Consider the following 18547-nt stretch of genomic DNA (forward strand, 5'->3'; position numbering starts at 1 on the left):
GCCGCGCCCCGCGCGGGCGTGGCGCCCCCACGCAAGGAGTTGCCATGTCCTGGCTGGAAAAATTGCTGCCCCCCAAAATCAGCGGCGGCGCGCGCCGCAGCATCCCCGAGGGCCTGTGGGTCAAGTGCCCCAGCTGCGACGCGGTGCTGTACAAGGCCGACCTGGAAAAGAACCTCAACGTCTGCCCGCACTGCGCCCATCACCACCGCATCGGTGCGCGCGCGCGGCTGGACGCTTTCCTGGACCCCGAAGGTCGCTACGAAATCGGCCAGGAGGTGCTGCCGGTCGATGCGCTGAAGTTCAAAGACAGCCGCAAATACCCCGAGCGCCTCAAGGAAGCGCTGGAGGCCACCGGCGAGACCGACGCGCTGATCGTGATGGGTGGCGCGGTGCACTCGCTGCCGGTGGTGGTGGCGTGCTTCGAATTCGATTTCATGGGCGGCTCGATGGGCTCGGTGGTGGGCGAGCGCTTCGTGCGCGGCGTGCACAACGCCATCGAGCAACGCGTGCCGTTCATTTGCTTCACCGCCACTGGCGGCGCCCGCATGCAGGAAGGGCTGCTGAGCCTGATGCAAATGGCCAAGACCAACGCGGCGCTGACGCGGCTGGCCCAGCAACGCTTGCCGTTCATCAGCATCCTGACCGACCCGACGATGGGGGGCGTGTCGGCCAGCTTTGCCTTCATGGGCGACGTCGTCATCGCCGAACCCAAGGCGCTGATCGGCTTTGCCGGCCCGCGCGTGATCGAAAATACCGTCCGTGTCAAGCTGCCCGAGGGCTTTCAGCGCGCCGAGTTCCTGCTGCAAAAAGGCGCCATCGACATGATCTGCGACCGACGGGAACTGCGCAGCACCGTGGCCAACGTGCTGGCGATGCTGACGCGCCAAAGCGCCGACGCGGTGGCTTGACCTGGACGCTGGACGGCCTGTGCACGCACTCGACACCCCGAGCGCGTCACGCCCCGCGCACATCCCACCCCACGATTTGCCGCTTGCTGCGGCTGAACTCCACGCCGACTTCGATCACACGCTCCACGCCCGGCGCGCCGCGGTGCTTGGCCGCGTAATCCTTGGCCTGCAACTGCCGCAGCGCCTCGCCCGTACCCTGGTCACCGTCCACGACCTTGAATTCGAACACCCACGCGGTGCCGGCGTGCTTGACGGTGAGGTCGCACTGGCCTTCGTTGCTGACGTCTTCGGCGATGATCTCCACCCCGAGGCTGGCCAAGTGGCTGTAGCAGACGCTGGCAAAGTAGCCCTCGTACTGCGCAATCGGGTTGGCGCGGTACCAGTCGTGTGGGATGGAGGCGAACAGCCGCTCGAAGTGGGCGCGTAAGGCTTGCGCGTCGGCGCTGGCCAGCATGCGGCGCAGCAGCAGCGCGGGCTGGGCCACGCGCAGCCCCTCGGGGTGCCAGGCCGCCATCAGGGCGCTGTTGAGCGCGGTGCGCACCTCGTGGTTGGGCAGCCGCAGCTCATAGGCCGTGTAGTCGGCATCGCGCAGCACCTGCCCGATCGTCAGGTACCCGGTCTGCCACAGCATCGCCTCGGGCTCGATGCCATCGACGTCAAAGGCCGACAGCAGCGCCTCGCTGGCCCACAACTGCTCCAGCCGCGGCGTGAAAAACCCCCGCTGCTTGAGCCACTGCACCAAAAACGTGGGCGTGCCGGTCTCAAACCAGTGCGCGCGAAATTCGCGCATGCGCAGCAGCAACAGCACATCAAACGGGTTGTAGACCGCTGTGGGCCCCCAGGCGTAGCCGTTGTACCAACGGCGCACTTCACCTCGGTCCAGCGGCTGGCCCTCGCTGGCCGCCGCCTCGAACTCGGGCGCAAAGACGGTGTCCAGGTCCTCTTCGGTGTAGCCGCACAGCGCGCCATAGGCCGGATCCAGGGTCAGGTCGTACAGGTTGTTGAGGCCCGAAAAGATCGACACCTTGGAAAACTTGGATACGCCCGTCAACATCGCAAAGCGCACATCGGCATCGCGCCCTTTGATGACGGAGTAGAGGTTGCGCAAGCCCTCGCGCATCGCGCGGGCCACTTCGGGCGCTTCGAGGTTGTCAAGGATCGGTTTGTCGTACTCATCGACCAGCACCACCGCTTGCTGGCCGTGGGCTTCGGCGGCGCGGGTGATGAGTTCGTCGAAGCTGCCGGCCACATCATCCGGATCGCTCAGCGCCACGCCCAGCCGATGGGCGTTGTCGCGCAGTTGGCGGCGGGTCGAGCGCTCCAGGTCGCTGCGTTGCTCCAGCCGCCCACCGGCAAAGCTGAGGCGAATGACGGGGTGGCGCCGGCCCCAGTCCCAGTGCTCGGCCAGAAAAAGCCGCGGGCGGTTGGCCACCGCCGGGTCCACCCCCAGCGCCACGGCGGCTTGGCCGCCCTCGAACAAAGCCCGCTGGCCCGCAAAGGCCTCGGCGATGGTGTCGATCAGCAGCGACTTGCCAAAGCGGCGCGGGCGGGACAGGAAGTAGTACTTGCCGCTGTCGGCCAGCCGTGCTACCTGTGGCGTTTTGTCGACGTAGTAGTAGCCCCCATCGCGGATGTCGCGCAGGGTTTGGATGCCGATGGGGAGTTTGTGGCGGCGTGGACCCATGCAGCGATGGTAGCGCATGGACTTCAAACGGCGCAGCCACCACGGTGTGGCGCACGTGCACAGGCTTTCGGGCTGGCTGCAGGTCGCCGCCCCACGGCCCCGGCGGTTGGTCACACCGACCGCATCAGGGCAAAAGCTCCAGCGCGTGCTGGTAGCGCGCGTCGGTCATCAGGGCGTCCCAAGGCATGGCGGCGGCGCTGGGCAACAGGGCACGGCGGCGCGCTTCGGCGGCGTCGTCCGGCGTCCAGTGCCCTTCGTAGTAGGCGCGCGCCAGGCCTTCGATGAGCTCGTCGATCGCCGCGCCGCCATCGACCAGGCTCTGGTTGCACAGCAACACCATGTCGCAGCCGGCCCGCAGGGCCACCAAGGCCGCTTCCGTGTAGCTGAGGGTGCGGCCGTCCAGCACGCGCGCGCCGGCCATGCTGAGGTCGTCGCTGAACACGGCGCCGGTGAACCCCAGGCGCTGGCGCAACACGTCGCGCAGCCACACCGCCGAAAACCCGGCCGGGCGCGCGTCCACCTGGGGGTACAGCACGTGCGCGGGCATCACCGCAGCCAGGCTCGCGCTCAGCCAGCCGTACGGCGCGGCGTCGTCGGCCAGGATCGCGTCCAGGGGTCGGTCGTCAACCGGCAAGTCCACGTGCGAATCCGCTTCGGCCCAGCCGTGCCCCGGAAAATGCTTGCCGCAGTGCGCCATGCCGGCTTGGCGCATGCCGTGCATCAGGCTTTGCGCCAACAGCGTCACCACGCGCGCGTCGGCATCGAAGGCACGGTCGCCGATGACCTCGCTGCGGCCGTGGTCGAGGTCGAGCACCGGTGCGAAGCTCAGGTCCACGCCGCACGCGCGCAGCTCGGCCGCCAGCACGTAGCCGGCCGCGCTGGCGGCGTTGCAGGCCGCCAGCGCCGCGTCGCCAGGACGCACCTCGGGCGCCTGGCGCCACAGGCGGCCCAGCTCGCGCATCGCCGGCAGGTGGGTCATGCCGTCGAAGCGGAAGCGCTGCACCCGGCCGCCCTCGTGGTCCACAGCGATCAGCAGGTCGCGCCGCACGCGCTTGATCTGCGCGCACAGGCGCGTCAGCTGCGTCCGGTTGCTGGCGTTGCGGCTGAACAGAATGACGCCCCCCACCAGCGGGTGGGCCAAGCGTGCGCGGTCGGCTTCGGTCAGTCGGGTGCCGGCGATGTCGATGATGAGGGGGGCGTGCATGGTGGCTGCGGGGGTGGTTGCGTGGGACAAGGGGCGTGGGAGGACGGCCAGTCAACGCGCGCTCGGTGCACGGCAAGCTCACCGCTAGGCGGGGCTGCGGCGGTTTCGACGACCACGAAGGCCAGCGCCAGGTCACCCTCGTCGCTGAGGCTGACGTGGGCGCGCCAGCCACGCGCGTCGAACCAGGCGCGCAACGCGCCGTCCAGGTGCACCGTGGGCTGGCCGCTGGGCGCGTTGACGATTTGGCACGCGCGCCACGTCATCGGGGCACGCAGGCCCAAGCCGACGGCCTTGGCAAAGGCTTCCTTGGCGGCAAAGCGCGTGGCCAAATAGCGCAGTCCGCGCTCAGGCCAACGCTGGCTGCGCCGCTGCCACACGGGCAGCTCCTGCGCCCCCAGGATGCGCTGGGCGAACCGTGGCCCGTGGCGTTGCAGCGCGGCGGCGATGCGCCGCACGTCGCACGCGTCGGTGCCGATGCCCACGATCATGCGCCGGCCTCGCCCGCCGCGGCGTCGGCCGCCGCGATGCACGCCAGGTACGCCTGCACGGTGGCCGCGTAGCCCAGCTCCAGCGCGTCGGCGATCAGCGCGTGCCCGATCGACACCTCGGCCACGCCGGGCACCGCACGCAAAAAGTCGGTCAGGTTGTCGCGGTTGAGGTCGTGCCCGGCGTTGACCTGCAACCCTGCGGCCTGCGCCGCCTGCGCCGCCGCGCGGTAGCGTGGCAACAGCCGCGCGCGCGCCGCCGGGTCGGCCCAGGCGGCGGCGTAAGGTTCGGTGTACAGCTCAACGCGGTCGGCCCCCACGGCGGCCGCGGCGTCCATCGCCTGGGGGTCGGGGTCCATGAACAGGCTCACCCTCGCGCCCAGCGCGCGGGCTTGTGCGACGACCGGACGCAGCCGCTCGGCATCGTCGGGGAAGCGCCAGCCGTGGTCGCTGGTGAATTGCCCCACGTCGTCGGGCACAAAGGTCAGTTGATGCAACGGCAAGCCGCGCGCCACCACCTCGCGCGCCACGTCCAGCAGGTTGTGGAAGGGGTTGCCTTCGATGTTGTACTCGCGCCCGGGCCAGGCCTGCACCACGGCGGCGATGTCGAACACGTCGTGCCAGCGGATGTGGCGCTCGTCGGGGCGCGGATGCACGGTGATGCCATGCGCCCCGGCCTGCAGGCACAGCGTGGCCGCGCGCGTCACGCTCGGGATGCCGATGTGGCGGCTGTTGCGCAGCAGCGCCACCTTGTTGACGTTGACGGACAACGCGGTGCGTGGAGGGTGGACGGGGGTCATGACACGGTGTCGGAGGTGGTGGGGGTGGGCAACAGGCGCTGCACCTCGCGCCACAGGGCGCGGCTGCGCAACGTGCGCACGCCGCTATGGTAGTGCAGCAGCGGCAGCAACGCCTGGCGCAGCGCGGGCGCCGCCAGCACCGCGTAGGCGCTGGCGTGCAGCGCCGCCCAAGGCTCGGGGGTCTGCAACGCCGCGGCCAACCGCAACCATTGCTCGCCGGGCAGCCCACGCTCGGCCTCGCAAGGCAGCAGGCCGTGCTCGGGCACCAGGCGGTAGTGTTGGGTGGGGTACAGCGGTTGCAGCGCCGCCGCGGTGTGGGCCAGGTCCGGCAGCCAACCCTGCGCGCGCAACAGCAGCAGCTCGAACGCGCGCAGCAACGGTGCTGCGGGCTGCCCCTGCCCCAAGCCCAACACCGCCGCGGCGTAGGCGTCGAACAAGCCCGGGTGCGGTTCGCCCCGCGGCAGCAGGCGCAACAGCAGTTCGTTGAGGTGGTAGCCGGCCAGCAGCGCGTCACCGCGCGGCAACACGTGCCCGCCGGCCCACACCGCGGCGCGCAGCGTGCGCACCTCGTCGGCGCCGCTCCAATCGAGCCGCAGCGGTTGCAGCGGCAGCAGCACCGCGCGCAGCGGCGAGGTGGCGCGCTTGGCCCCTTTGGCCACCAACACCACGCGGCCGTGGTGGCGCGCCCACACGTCCAGGATCAGGCTGGACTCGCTCCAATCGTACTGGTGCACGACGTAGGCCGGTTCGTCGTGCACCCGGGGGCTGCGCCGGACCACGCCTCACTCGTAACCGTACGCGCGCAACTTGGCCTCGTCATCCGACCAGCCCGAGCGCACCTTGACCCACAGCTCCAGGTAGACCTTGCCGCCCCACAGCCGCTCCAGCTCCTGGCGCGCTTCGGTGCCGATGCGCTTGAGGCGCGCGCCGCCCTCGCCGATGACCATCGCCTTGTGGCTGTCGCGCTCGACGATGATGGTGGCGGCGATGCGGCGCAGGTCGCCCTCGTGCTCGAAGCGGTCGACGACGACGGTGGCGCTGTAGGGCAGCTCGTCGCCGGTGAGGCGAAAGAGCTTTTCGCGCACCAGCTCGCCGGCCAAAAAGCGCTCGCTGCGGTCGGTCAGGTCGTCGGCTTCGTACAGCCACGGCTGCTCGGGCAAGTAGCGCTCGCACAACGCCAGCAGGCGCTGCACATCGCGCGGGCTGCGCGCCGACATGGGAAAAAACTCAGCGAAGGGGTGGCGCTCTTGCATGCTGCGCAGCCACGGCGCCAGCTCGGCACGGCGGTGCACGCGGTCGAGCTTGTTGGCCACCAGGATCGCCGGCACCTTAGGCGGCAACAGCGCCAGCACCTTGGCGTCGGCCAGGTCGAAGCGCCCCGCCTCGACGACGAACAGCACCACATCGACGTCGCCCAGCGTGGCCACCACGGTGCGGTTGAGCGCACGGTTGAGCGCGTTGTCGTGCCGGGTCTGAAAGCCAGGCGTGTCGACGAAGATGAACTGCGTGGCCCCCTCGGTGCGGATGCCGGTGATGCGGTGGCGCGTGGTTTGCGCCTTGCGCGACGTGATGCTGACCTTGGCCCCCACCAACGCGTTGAGCAGCGTGGATTTGCCAACGTTGGGCTTGCCGACGATGGCGATGTAGCCACAACGGGTGGGCGTGGGCTCGGGGGGCTGGGAAGCGTCGTCCATGGTGGTTGAAACCCTGTCAAGCACAAGCGCGCGCGGGGGGCGCGTCGGGGCCGCCTTGCAAACGCTGCAGCATCGCAGCGGCAGCTTGCTGTTCGGCGGCGCGGCGTGAAGGCCCGTGGCCGTGCGTCGGCCCGCGCTGGCCCTGCACGTGGCACGCCACCTCGAAGGTCTGCGCGTGGGCCTGGCCATGCACCGCCACCACCTCGTAGCGCGGCAGCGGCAGACGGCGCCCCTGCAGCCACTCCTGCAGCGCGGTCTTGGGGTCTTTGTCGGCGCCCGCCGGCGCCACGTCCACCTCGGCGTACCAACGCATGGCCACGGCGCGCGCGGCCTCGAAGCCGGCGTCGAGGTAAACGGCGCCCAACAGGGCCTCGACGACGTCGGCCAAAATAGAGGGGCGCTCGTGGCCGCCGCTGCGCCGCTCGCCCTCGCCGACGCGCACCAGCGGCGGCAGCTGCAACTGCAGCGCGATGCGGTGCAGCGCATCCTGCCGCACCAACGCCGCGCGGGCGCGCGACAGGTCGCCCTCGCGCCCTTCGGGCAGGCGTTGCACCAGCAGCGTGGCCACCACCAGCCCCAGCACGGCGTCGCCCAGGAACTCCAGCCGCTCGTAGTGCTCGCCGCCGTGGCTGCGGTGCGTCAGCGCCTGGCGCAGCAGCGCCGGGTTGCGGAATGTGTGCCCCAGACGGGCCTGCAAACCCGCCAGCGGGGCGGCTTGGGCGTCATGCATCGTTCACTGGCTGCGGCCGCGGTACTTCAGCACCAGGTACGCCGGGCCGAACAGGTGGACTTCCTTGTCGTAGGCGAACTCGACGACGATCTTGTCGCCATCCTTGCTGATATCGAGGTCTTTGCCGCTGATGGCCTCGAAATAGTCGGCGGTCTTGGCGCGCTCGAAGGCGTTGCGAATCTCGGTGACGGTGGTGCCGCTTTGCGCCGCGCGGTTGACCGCTTTTTGGATCGCCCAGTATTCGGTCACGGTGGGCACCACCTTGGCCGCCAGCACGGCCACCATCGCCAAGACAATGCCCACGAACACCATGCCGATGACCGACACGCCACGCTGTTGCCGCTTCATGGTTACCCCCAGCGGACGACCGCTCGCCGCAGCCCCGGCAAGCTCGGCGCCCTCGCGCGCCATGATAGCGCCATTCGCCGCGTGCGGGCCGTTCATTCGAAACGCCCGATGCGGCCGAGGTCGCCGAAATTCATCCACACCAAAAACGCTTGGCCTACGATGTGGTCTTCGGGCACGAAACCCCAAAAGCGGGAATCGAGCGAGTTGTCGCGGTTGTCGCCCATGACGAAGTAGTGCCCCGGCGGCACCCGGCACACGACGCCCTCGACGCTGTAGCGGCACTGGTCGCGGTGGGGAAAGTCACCCACCGCCGGCACGAACGGCGGCTGTTCATCGTCCACCAGCGTGTGCACGCGCTTGCCACCCAGCACCTCGATGAACTGCTTGCGGTAGCGCATCGCGTCGGCGTCGTAGTAGTCCGGGGCGGGCTCGCGCGGCACCGGCTGGCCGTTGATCGTCAGCTGTTTGTTCAGGTAGGCCACCTCGTCACCGGGCACGCCGACGACGCGCTTGATGTAGTCCAGGCTGGGCTTGGGCGGAAAACGAAAGACGATCACGTCACCACGTTGGGGGGTGTGGTTGTCGATGACCTTGGTGTTGACCACCGGCAGCCGCACGCCGTAGTGGTACTTGTTGACCAGGATCAGGTCGCCCACCTGCAACGTGGGGATCATCGAGCCGGATGGGATCTTGAACGGCTCGAACAAAAACGAGCGCAGCACAAACACGGCCAGAATGACCGGAAACAGCCCGGCGGTCCAGTCCAGCCACCAGGGTTGCTGCAGCAGGCGCTGGCGCAGCGCCGCTTCGTCCACCGGCTCCGGCGCCACACCGGCGCGCGCGGCGTCGGCGACGCGCTGGCGCGCCTGGGCGCACGCGGCGTCGGCCGCGGCGCGGCGCCGCGGCAGAAAAACGAGCTTTTCCGCCACCCAGTACACGCCGGTGATGAGCACCGCCGCCAGCAGCAGCACGGCGAAGTTGCCCTCCACCACCCCCAGCGCCCAGGCCGCGCCGTAACCGGCAAAGGCGGCCAGCACCACGCCGGTGAGCGTGGCCATGGTTTGATCGTTCATGATTCGTCCACTTGCAAGATGGCCAAAAACGCCTCTTGCGGCACCTCGACGGTGCCGATTTGCTTCATGCGCTTCTTGCCGGCCTTTTGTTTTTCGAGCAGCTTGCGCTTGCGCGTGATGTCACCCCCGTAGCATTTGGCCAGCACGTTTTTGCGCAACGCCTTGACGGTTTCACGCGCGATGATCTGCGCGCCGATGGCGGCCTGGATGGCCACGTCGAACTGCTGGCGGCTGATGATTTCGCGCATCTTTTGCACCACCGCCCGGGCACGGTGCTGCGCCTGGCTGCGGTGCACGATGATGGACAGCGCGTCGACCTTGTCGCCGTTGAGCAAGATGTCCACCTTGACCACGTCCGACGGGCGGTACTCCTTGAACTCGTAGTCCATCGACGCGTAGCCGCGGCTGACGGACTTGAGCTTGTCGAAGAAGTCCAGCACGATTTCGGCCAGCGGCAGGTCGTACGTCAGCAGCACCTGCTTGCCGTGGTAGGCCATGTTGAGCTGCACGCCGCGCTTTTGGTTGCACAGCGTCATCACCGGGCCGACGTAGTCCTGCGGCACGTAGATGTGCACGGTGACGATGGGCTCGCGGATTTCCTGGATGCGGCCCGGCTCCGGCATCTTGGACGGGTTTTCGACCTCGATGACCTCGCCGTCGCCCTTGACCACCTGGTACACCACGCTGGGCGCGGTGGTGATGAGGTCCTGGTCGAATTCGCGCTCCAGCCGCTCCTGCACGATTTCCATGTGCAGCAAGCCCAAAAAGCCGCAGCGGAACCCAAACCCCAGCGCTTGCGACACCTCAGGCTCGAAGTGCAGCGAGGCGTCGTTGAGCTTGAGCTTTTCCAGCGCGTCGCGCAGCGCGTCGTACTCGCTGGCTTCGGTCGGGTACAGGCCCGCAAACACCATCGGCTGCACCTGCTTGAAGCCGGGCAGCGGCTCGGCCGCGGGGGTGAGGTTGGCGCCGCTGGCGGTTTTGAACGAGGTGACCGTGTCGCCCACGCGGGCGGCCTGCAGCTCCTTGATGCCGGCGATGACGTAGCCCACTTCGCCCGCGTGCAGCGCTTCGCGCGGCTGGTTGGCCGGGGTGAAAACCCCCAGCTTTTCCACCTGGTAGGCGGCGCCCGTGGCCATCAGCCGGATGCGGTCACCGCGGTTGAGGTGCCCGTCGACCACGCGCACCAGCATCACCACGCCGACGTAGTTGTCGAACCACGAATCGATGATCATCGCGCGCAGCGGGCCGTCGGGGTTGCCACGCGGCGGCGGCACCTTGGCCACGATGGCCTCCAGGATGTCATCGATGCCCAGCCCGGTTTTGGCCGAGCACGGAATCGCCTCCGAAGCGTCCAGGCCGATGACGTCTTCGATCTCCTGTTTGGCGCGCTCGGGGTCGGCCTGCGGCAGGTCCATCTTGTTGAGCACCGGCAACACCTCCACCCCCAGGTCCAGCGCGGTGTAGCAGTTGGCCACCGTCTGCGCCTCCACCCCCTGGCTGGCGTCCACCACCAGCAGCGCGCCTTCGCACGCCGACAGCGAGCGGCTGACCTCGTAGGAAAAGTCCACGTGGCCGGGCGTGTCGATCAGGTTCAGGTTGTAGGTCTGGCCATCGCGCGCGGTGTACTGCAACGCGGCGGTCTGCGCCTTGATGGTGATGCCGCGCTCCTTTTCCAGCTCCATCGAGTCGAGCACCTGCTCGGTCATCTCGCGCTCGCTCAGGCCGCCGCAGCGCGCGATGAGGCGGTCGGCCAGCGTGCTTTTGCCGTGGTCGATGTGCGCGATGATGGAAAAGTTGCGGATGTGCTTCATGACAAAAAGGAAGGCGCGCCACCGGGGTGCGCGCCTGCATGGCGATCAACCCGCCATTGTAGGCGCAGCGCCACACCGGCCAGCGCCCGGGCGCCGTCGGCTCACGGGCGCACCAGCACCCACTGCGCCCATTCGCCGCGGCGCAACAGCAACGTCACCGGCCGCCCTTTGGGCAGCGCCGCGGTGAGGCGCTCGAAGTCCGCCACGCTGCCCACCGGCTGGTTGCCCACGCCGACGATGACGTCGTCGGGCTGCACGCCTGCCGCCGCCGCAGGGCCGCTGGCTTCGACCACCCGCACGCCACCCCCGACTTTGAGCTGGCGCCGCTCGGCCGCGCTCAGTTCGCGCACCGTCAGGCCCAGCGGCGCGGCCTTGGCCGGCTCGCTGCGCGCGGGCTTGGCCTCCTCGTCGTCGAACGTGCCCACCGTCACCGTCACGGTGCGGGTGGCCCCACGGCGCCAGACCTCGACCGCGGCCTTGGTGCCGGGCTTGGTGTTGCCGACGATGCGCGGCAGGTCCACGGACTGCTCGATGGCCTTGCCGTCGAAGCGCAGGATGATGTCGCCCGGCTCGATGCCCGCCTTGGCCGCGGGCGAGCCGTCCTCGACCCCGCGCACCAGCGCGCCGGCCGCCTTGGGCAGCCCGAGCGACTCGGCCACCTCCTTGTCCACCGGCTCGATGGCCACCCCGATGCGCCCGCGGGTGACCTTGCCATGCGCCTTGAGCTGTTCGGCCACGCGCACCGCCTCGTCGATCGGGATCGCAAAACTGATGCCCATGAAGCCGCCGGAGCGCGAGTAGATCTGGCTGTTGATACCGACCACCTCACCGCGCATGTTGATCAGTGGCCCGCCGGAGTTGCCCGGGTTGATGGCCACGTCGGTCTGGATAAACGGCACGAAGTCGCCCGTCTCGCGCTGTTTGGCGCTGACGATGCCGGCGGTGACGGTGTTGTCCAGGCCAAACGGCGAGCCGATGGCCATCACCCACTCGCCCACCTTGAGCCGGCCAACGTCGCCGATGCGCACGGGCTTCAGCCCGGTGGCGTCGATTTTGACCAGCGCCACGTCGGTGCGCTTGTCCGCCCCCACGACGCGCGCTTTGAACTCGCGCTTGTCGCTGAGGGTGACGATGACCTCTTCCGCGCCGTCGACGACGTGCGCGTTGGTCATGATGTAGCCGTCGGCGCTGAAGACGAAGCCCGAGCCAACCCCGCGCTGACGCCGCTGCCCTGCGCCATCGTCGTCATCGCCACGCGGACCGCGCGGCCCCACGCCCGGGGGCAGCGGAATGCCGAAGCGGCGGAAAAACTCCTGCATTTGCTCGTCCGGCGTGCCCAACTGGGGCGCGCGGCTGACGCGCTCGACCGTGCGGATGTTGACCACCGACGGCCCCACTTCCTCGACCAACACGGTGAAGTCGGGCAGACCGCTCAAGCGTGGCGCCGGCGCGGTGGCGCTGGCGCCTGGGTTGGTGGGCTGGGCGTCCACGCGCGGCTGCACCGCGGCCCACAACAGCGCGACGCTGGCCGCCAGCGTCACGGTCATCGGCGCCCAGCGGCGCCACACAGGTTGCAAGGGTTGGAAATGCGACATGAGACTCACCTGAATCCACAACGATCCTGACCATCGAGCGGGGCCCACGGGCGGCGCTTTCGGGCCGACATGGGGGCGGCGCGCGGCGATGTCAAGGTTCACGCTCCAGCGCGGCCAACAGACGCTGCAGCGTGGCCGCCGGCACTTCACCGACGGCGGTGAGTGTGTGCTCACCCACGCGCAGCGAGCGCACCTGCATCGCGCCGCTGACACGCGCCGGCACCGGCTCGCCCGCCCCGATGAACAGCGACACCGACGCCAGCCCGTCGGTCAGCACGCATTGCACGGGCGGACGCTCGCGCGACGCCGCGTCCTCGCGCTGCCAACACCCCAACCACTGAAAGCCCGGCACACCGGCGTTGAAGCGCCAGCCCAGCGCCTGCAACGTCGTTTTGGTCAAATTGGGCTGTTGCACGCGGTAACCCTGCGTGTCGGCCATTTGGCGCAGCAGCGCGTCCATGCGCAACGGCACGTCCAGTTGCACGTCGGTGTACGCCATTTGCTCCAGCACCTGGCCGCCCGGCCCGACGGTCTGCAGCTTCAGCGCCAGCCCGGTGGTCTGCTCCGACCACACGCGGTAGCCATAGCGCCACTCGTCGCGCGGGGCAAACTCCACCACCCAGGCGTCCAGCCCGGCCACACGCTGCGCGCCACGCGCCAGCGCGCGGTAGTGCTGGTCCACGTCCAGCCCCGGCACCCGCGACGGCCCGGGAAACAGGCGCAACACCTCGCGCCGTTCGCGCAGGCCCACTTGCCGACGCGGCCACAGCGTCAGCACCTCGTCGTCGTAGCGCCACGTCACTCGCGCCGGGCCGTTGAGCGCTTCGACGCGCTCGATCTGGTGCTGGCCGTCGCACACATGCGTTACGCGCGCGGCGGCCACCTCGTCGCCGCGCGTGACGACGAAGGTGCCGCTGTAGGCGCGGTTACGCGTCGCGGCGTACAGCCGCTCCAGCCAACCCGCCACCGTCAACGTCGGCGCCTCGGGTGGCGCCGCCTGCGCCACCGTGGCCCAGGCGAGCCACAGCGTCAACCAGCCGGCCAACCACCGGGCCGCCAGCGGCGGCCAGCCTGCGCGAACCATGCCTTGGGCGCCCATCGCGTCAGCGTCCCGGCGTGTCGTACGCCACGGTGCGCAAAAAGCCACCTGGCGCCTGCAGCGCCGACGCGCTGCCCCACGCCCGGTGCGCGGCCACCAGGTCGTCCACCTGCGCGTCGCGCGCTGTCGGCTCGGCCTGCGCCACCGCGGGCGCCGGGGTCGGGGCGGGCGCGCCCGCCAACGTCGACGGCTCGCCCACGATGCCGCCGGTCGGCCCAAGCACCGGCAACAGCACCGCCACGACCGCCGCCAGCGCCGCCACCCCGGCCAGCGCGCGCCAACGCCACAACGCGGCGTTGGCCGCGGGGGGCAGCGCGATGCGGCGTTGCAGCCGCGCTGCCGGCTCTGGTGTGACCTGGGGCTCCTTCGCCACACGGGCCATCACCGCGCGCACAAAGTCCGGGTCGGCCGCGCTCGGTTGGGCCGCTTCGTGGGCGCGCAGCGCATCGCCGATGCAGCGGTACAGGTCCCAGGCGGCATCGCGCGCCGCAGCGTCCTCGTGGCCCAGCAGACGGTCGAGCTCGTCGGCCCTGCACTCGCCGTCGTACAGCGCGGACCAACCCAGCCGCCGCGGCTCGGCCGATGGGTTTGACGTGCGACGTGGCATGTTCATAGCGTGTTCACCTGTCCAGGGTGCGCGGCACCGTTCACCATCGCTTGCCCGACTGCCGCTCCAGCATCGGCTTGATGCGCGCCGAGATGGCTTCGCGCGCCCGGAAAATGCGCGAGCGCACGGTGCCGATCGGGCAGCCCAGCGCCTGGGCAATGTCCTCGTAGCTCAAACCGTCGATTTCGCGCAGCGTGATGGCTTGCGCCAACTCCGGCGGCAGCGCTTCCACCGCCGCCTGCACGGCTTGCGCGATTTCTTTGCTGGCCAGCACCGCGTCGGGGGTCTCGGCGTCGGCCACCTGCGCCATCAGATCCCATTCCGTGAGCGAAGTTTCGTCGCCCTCGTCGCCGTTGTGCAGCGCGCTCATCGGCACCAGCGGGTCGCGCTTGAGCTCTTGCAGCGCCTTTTTGGCCGTGTTGACCGCGATGCGGTACAGCCAGGTGTAAAACTGCGCATCCCCACGAAACTGGGGCAGCGCGCGCCATGCCCGCACAAAGGTTTCTTGGGCCAGGTCCTGCACCAAGTCCTGGTCGCGCACCAGGCGGCCGATCAAGCGCTCGACCCGGCGCTGGTACTTGACCACCAGCAGCTCGAAGGCGCGCACGTCCCCGGCCAACGCGCGCTGCACCAGCGCGGCGTCGGCATCACCAGGGCGGGGGGCATCGTGGTCGGAATGCATGCTGCGGAGACTTGGGCACCGACTATAGCCGCACGGGCGCGTCACCGGGCAAGGTGAGCGCGCGGCGCAACGCGCGCCATGCGGCGCCGTCTTCGCCGGGGGCGCAGTGCAGCCACCAGACCCGGCCGTCCGAGGCGACCCCACGCACCAGCAGGCCAGCGCCGGGCAACGGCAACGCCTGCAGGCGCCCCAGCACCCACCCCAGCGGCCGCTGACGGGGGCACCAGCGCCACACGCCACCCCCGTCGGGGGTGGGCTCCCAGCGCAGCACGCCAACTTGGGCGCAGCGCACCGACCAACCGGCCCACGCCAGCCAGCCCAGCGACGCGACCGCCCCGGCCCACCAGGCCAGGCCAAGGCCAGGGTCGTGCCACGCCCACGTGGCCAGCGTCCCCAGCAGCACGGCCGCAGCCGCCCCCAGGCTCAGCCACCCCGGCACCACGGCGGCGCGCGCCGGGTGGTGCAGCGCCGCAGCCGCGTAGCAGGACATGGGGCCTCAGACGCGCTTGAACACCAGCGTGCCGTTGGTGCCGCCGAAGCCAAAGTTGTTCTTCAGCGCCACCCGGACCGTGGCATCGCGCGCGGTGTTGGCGCAGTAGTCGAGGTCGCACTCGGGGTCGGGCTGCGCCAGGTTGATCGTCGGTGGGATCTGCTGGTGGTGCACCGCCAGCACGGTGAACACGCTTTCCAGCCCGCCGGCGCCGCCCAGCAGGTGGCCGGTCATCGACTTGGTCGAGCTGACCACGACACGGCGCGCGTGCTCGCCCAGCGCCGCCTTGATGGCGTTGGTTTCGTTGACGTCACCCAGCGGCGTCGAGGTGCCGTGGGCGTTGAGGTAATCGACCTCGTCGGGGTTGACCCCGGCGTTGCGCAGGGCGTTGAGCATGGCGCGGCGCGGGCCGTCCATGTTCGGCGCGGTCATGTGCCCGGCGTCGGCGCTCATGCCGTAGCCAGCCAGCTCGGCGTAGATCTTGGCGCCGCGTGCCTTGGCGTGCTCGTACGCTTCCAGCACCAGCACGCCGGCGCCTTCGCCGAGCACGAAGCCGTCGCGGTCCTTGTCGAAGGGACGCGAGGCCGCTTGCGGGTCGTCGTTGCGGGTGGACAGCGCGCGCATCGCCGCAAAGCCGCCGATGCCCAGCGGCGACACGGTGGCTTCGGCGCCCCCGGCCACCACGACGTCAGCGTCGCCGTACTCGATCAGGCGCGCGGCTTCGCCGATGCAGTGCAGGCCGGTGGTGCAGGCCGTCACCACGGCCAGGTTGGGCCCCTTGAAGCCGTAGCGCATCGACACATGGCCCGAGATCATGTTGATGATCGAGGCCGGCACGAAAAACGGCGAGATGCGCCGTGGCCCGCGCGCGGTCAGCTCGGTGTGCGTGGCCTCGATCAGCGGCAGCCCGCCGATGCCCGAGCCGATCACGCAACCGATGCGGCACGCCTCGTCCTCGGACAGTTGTTCGCCGGTGGGCAGGCCGGCGTCGGCCACCGCCTGCGCCGCGGCCGCCAGACCGTAGTGGATAAAAGTGTCCATCGTGCGTGCCTCCTTGGGCGGGAGGTACGCAGCGACGTCGAAGCCGCGCACCTCGCCCGCGATCTGGCAGGCAAAGGCGCTGGCATCGAACTTGGTGATGCGGTCGATGCCGGAGCGGCCGGCGAGCACATTGGCCCAGGCCTCAGCCACCGTGTTGCCCACGGGGCTGATGCAGCCCAAGCCGGTCACGACGACACGGCGGCGGCTCATCGCAGGCTCAGCCCTTGTAGTGCGCCTTGGCGTAGTCGATCGCCTGCTGCACGGTGGTGATCTTTTCGGCGTCCTCGTCGGGGATTTCGATACCGAACTCGTCTTCGAGGGCCATCACCAGCTCCACGGTGTCGAGGGAGTCGGCGCCCAGGTCGGCGACGAACGCCTTCTCGGGGGTCACCTGGCTCTCCTCCACGCCGAGCTGCTCGGCGATGATCTTCTTGACGCGTGCTTCGATGTCGCTCATGGGTTCCCTCGTCGGGTGGTTGAAAAATGCCCCGGCATTGTAGCGGGCCTGCCCGCGTGGGGGACAAGCCGCGCGTGCCCGGCCGGTGTCAGGCCATGAACATGCCGCCGTTGACGTGCAACTCCTGTCCGGTGATGTAGCCCGCCTGCGGGCTGGCCACGAACGCCACCGCGTGCGCGACGTCGGCCGGTTTGCCCAGGTGTCCCAGCGGAATTTGCGCCAGCAGCGCCTGCTGCTGCTCCGGCGGCAGGCTGGCGGTCATGTCGGTTTCGATGAAGCCTGGCGCCACGCAGTTGACCGTGATGCGCCGGCTGCCCAGCTCGCGCGCCAGCGCGCGCGTCATGCCCGCCACGCCGGCCTTGGCGGCGGCGTAGTTGGCTTGGCCGGGGTTGCCCGCGGCGCCGACCACGCTGGTGATGTTGACGATGCGCCCGTAGCGCTGCTTCATCATCGGCCGAATGGCGGCGCGGCACAGCCGAAACACCGCCTTGAGGTTGGTGTCGAGCACCGCGTCCCAATCCTCGTCCTTGAGGCGCATGGCCAGCATGTCGCGCGTGATGCCGGCGTTGTTGACCAGGATGTGCAACGCGCCGTGTTCCTTGACGATGGCGTCGACCAGCGCCTCGGCCGCCGGGCCGTCGTTGACGTCCAGCCGCGCGCCGCGGCAGCCCTCGAAGCCGGCCAGCGCCTGCGTGATGCGCTGCGCGCCGTCGTCGGTGGTGGCGGTGCCGACCACGCGCACACCGCGTTGGGCCAACTCACGGGCAATGGCCGCGCCGATGCCGCGCGACGCGCCGGTGACCAACGCCACCTGCCCCTGGAAGCTGAGTTCTGACATGGCAAGGTTTTCCCTGTTTGAATGCCCGTGGCACGCGATGCTGGCCTCAGGCGGCCAGCAGCGCCTTGACTTCGGTCAACGTGGCCGGATCGTACAGCGCCGCCGCCTGCACCTGCGGGTCGATGCGCTTGGTCAGCCCCAGCAGCACCTTGCCCGGCCCGCATTCGACGATGGCCTGCGCGCCGCGCGCGCGCAGCGCCTGCACGCACTCCACCCAGCGCACCGGGCCGGCGGCCTGGCGCACCAGCGCGTCGCGGATGCGCGCGGGGTCCGTCTCGACCGCCACGTCGATGTTGTTGACCACCGGGATGCGCGGCGCCTGCAGCGGCACCGTGGCCAGGCGCTCGCGCAGGGCCTCGGCGGCCGGGCGCATCAGGCTCGAATGAAACGGCGCCGACACCGGCAGCGGCAGCGCCCGCTTGGCGCCACGCGCCTTGAGCACCTCGCACGCCTTGTCCACCGCGGCCTTGGAGCCGGCGATCACGGTCTGCGCCGGGTCGTTGAAATTGACCGCCTCGACCACCTCGCCGCTGTTGGGCGCCATGCTGGCTTGGGCTTCGGCACAACCGGCGCGCACGGCGTCGGCGTCCAGCCCCAGGATGGCCGCCATCGCGCCCGCCCCCACCGGCACCGCCTGCTGCATGGCCTGCGCGCGAAACCGCACCAGCGGCGCCGCATCCGCCAGGCTGAGCGCACCGGCCGCCACCAACGCCGAGTATTCGCCCAGCGAGTGGCCAGCCACGGCGATCGGGTCGGCGCCGCCTTCGGCTTGCCACACGCGCCATGCGGCCACCCCGGCCACCAGCATCACCGGCTGGGTGTTGGTGGTCAGGGCCAGCGCCTCCTTGGGCCCTTCGTGGATCAGGCGGCCGATGTCCTCGCCCAGCGCGTCGGACGCCTCCTCCAGCGTGGCACGCACCACCGGATGGTCGCCCCAGCCGTCGAGCATGCCAACCGACTGCGAGCCTTGGCCAGGAAAAACAAACGCGAATGCGGTCATC

At 69.9% G+C, this 18547-nt stretch carries 19 protein-coding genes and 1 pseudogene; 1 reads left to right on the forward strand and 19 read right to left on the reverse strand.

Translation table 11 applies throughout. From position 1 onward, the window contains the following. Nucleotides 1–44 precede the first annotated feature (44 nt). Nucleotides 45–908 carry an acetyl-CoA carboxylase, carboxyltransferase subunit beta gene (gene accD / locus EDC36_RS03940; protein ID WP_132961952.1) on the forward strand — a complete coding sequence of 288 codons (864 nt, stop codon included), beginning with the start codon at nt 45–47 and terminating at the stop codon, nt 906–908. A 46-nt stretch (nt 909–954) separates the two neighbouring features. Here the strand turns inward: accD and EDC36_RS03945 are convergent, their stop codons facing one another. The 19 genes and pseudogenes from EDC36_RS03945 to fabD form a co-directional block, all read right to left on the reverse strand. Then, nucleotides 955–2592 (reverse strand): ATP-binding protein, encoded by a 1638-nt coding sequence (locus EDC36_RS03945; RefSeq protein WP_132961953.1) that lies wholly within the window; start codon nt 2590–2592, stop codon nt 955–957. A gap of 124 nt (nt 2593–2716) precedes the next feature. After that, nucleotides 2717–3796 (reverse strand): beta-N-acetylhexosaminidase, encoded by a 1080-nt coding sequence (gene nagZ, locus EDC36_RS03950; RefSeq protein WP_132961954.1) that lies wholly within the window; start codon nt 3794–3796, stop codon nt 2717–2719. A 104-nt stretch (nt 3797–3900) separates the two neighbouring features. Beyond that, nucleotides 3901–4284 (reverse strand): annotated as a pseudogene (gene acpS / locus EDC36_RS03955) (holo-ACP synthase); the annotation flags it as partial. Then, nucleotides 4281–5081, reverse strand: coding sequence for a pyridoxine 5'-phosphate synthase (locus tag EDC36_RS03960; RefSeq protein ID WP_132961956.1), 801 nt, complete (start codon nt 5079–5081; stop codon nt 4281–4283). The gene EDC36_RS03960 and the pseudogene acpS, both read right to left, overlap by 4 nt. Continuing rightward, nucleotides 5078–5860 carry a DNA repair protein RecO gene (gene recO, locus EDC36_RS03965; RefSeq protein WP_132961957.1) on the reverse strand — a complete coding sequence of 261 codons (783 nt, stop codon included), beginning with the start codon at nt 5858–5860 and terminating at the stop codon, nt 5078–5080. Before recO ends, EDC36_RS03960 begins: the two co-directional genes overlap by 4 nt. Nucleotides 5861–5863: 3 nt before the next feature. After that, nucleotides 5864–6775, reverse strand: a complete 912-nt coding sequence (era, locus tag EDC36_RS03970; RefSeq protein WP_132961958.1) for a GTPase Era — start codon at nt 6773–6775, stop codon at nt 5864–5866. 16 nt (nt 6776–6791) lie between these two features. Next, nucleotides 6792–7505, reverse strand: a complete 714-nt coding sequence (gene rnc / locus EDC36_RS03975; protein ID WP_132961959.1) for a ribonuclease III — start codon at nt 7503–7505, stop codon at nt 6792–6794. A gap of 3 nt (nt 7506–7508) precedes the next feature. Then, nucleotides 7509–7853 carry a DUF4845 domain-containing protein gene (locus EDC36_RS03980; RefSeq protein ID WP_132961960.1) on the reverse strand — a complete coding sequence of 115 codons (345 nt, stop codon included), beginning with the start codon at nt 7851–7853 and terminating at the stop codon, nt 7509–7511. A gap of 92 nt (nt 7854–7945) precedes the next feature. Beyond that, a complete protein-coding gene (gene lepB, locus EDC36_RS03985; protein ID WP_132961961.1) occupies nt 7946–8911 on the reverse strand; it encodes a signal peptidase I in 966 nt (321 codons plus the stop codon). 11 nt (nt 8912–8922) lie between these two features. Next, nucleotides 8923–10737, reverse strand: a complete 1815-nt coding sequence (gene lepA, locus EDC36_RS03990) for a translation elongation factor 4 (protein WP_132961962.1) — start codon at nt 10735–10737, stop codon at nt 8923–8925. 101 nt (nt 10738–10838) lie between these two features. Further along, nucleotides 10839–12332, reverse strand: a complete 1494-nt coding sequence (locus EDC36_RS03995; RefSeq protein WP_243646463.1) for a DegQ family serine endoprotease — start codon at nt 12330–12332, stop codon at nt 10839–10841. 91 nt (nt 12333–12423) lie between these two features. Then, nucleotides 12424–13431 (reverse strand): MucB/RseB C-terminal domain-containing protein, encoded by a 1008-nt coding sequence (locus tag EDC36_RS04000; RefSeq protein ID WP_132961963.1) that lies wholly within the window; start codon nt 13429–13431, stop codon nt 12424–12426. Nucleotides 13432–13435: 4 nt separating this feature from the next. Next, nucleotides 13436–14044: an RseA family anti-sigma factor gene (locus tag EDC36_RS04005; RefSeq protein ID WP_132961964.1), complete on the reverse strand. Its 609-nt coding sequence runs from the start codon at nt 14042–14044 to the stop codon at nt 13436–13438. A 34-nt stretch (nt 14045–14078) separates the two neighbouring features. After that, the gene (locus tag EDC36_RS04010; RefSeq protein ID WP_132961965.1) at nt 14079–14720 is read right to left on the reverse strand and encodes a sigma-70 family RNA polymerase sigma factor; all 642 of its coding nucleotides are present in this window, start codon (nt 14718–14720) and stop codon (nt 14079–14081) included. Between the two features lie 22 nt (nt 14721–14742). Then, complete coding sequence (locus tag EDC36_RS04015) at nt 14743–15210, reverse strand: hypothetical protein (protein ID WP_132961966.1); 468 nt, start codon at nt 15208–15210, stop codon at nt 14743–14745. Nucleotides 15211–15216: 6 nt separating this feature from the next. Next, a complete protein-coding gene (fabF, locus tag EDC36_RS04020) occupies nt 15217–16461 on the reverse strand; it encodes a beta-ketoacyl-ACP synthase II (protein WP_132961967.1) in 1245 nt (414 codons plus the stop codon). Nucleotides 16462–16468: 7 nt separating this feature from the next. Continuing rightward, on the reverse strand, nt 16469–16708 hold the full coding sequence (gene acpP, locus EDC36_RS04025; RefSeq protein WP_043703749.1) for an acyl carrier protein: 240 nt from the start codon (nt 16706–16708) through the stop codon (nt 16469–16471). Nucleotides 16709–16796: 88 nt separating this feature from the next. Further along, complete coding sequence (gene fabG, locus EDC36_RS04030; protein ID WP_132961968.1) at nt 16797–17546, reverse strand: 3-oxoacyl-ACP reductase FabG; 750 nt, start codon at nt 17544–17546, stop codon at nt 16797–16799. Nucleotides 17547–17592: 46 nt separating this feature from the next. Next, the gene (gene fabD, locus EDC36_RS04035) at nt 17593–18546 is read right to left on the reverse strand and encodes an ACP S-malonyltransferase (RefSeq protein WP_132961969.1); all 954 of its coding nucleotides are present in this window, start codon (nt 18544–18546) and stop codon (nt 17593–17595) included. Nucleotide 18547 lies beyond the last annotated feature (1 nt).

It is taken from the genome of Tepidimonas ignava (assembly GCF_004342625.1).
Classification (GTDB): Bacteria; Pseudomonadota; Gammaproteobacteria; order Burkholderiales; family Burkholderiaceae_C; genus Tepidimonas; species Tepidimonas ignava.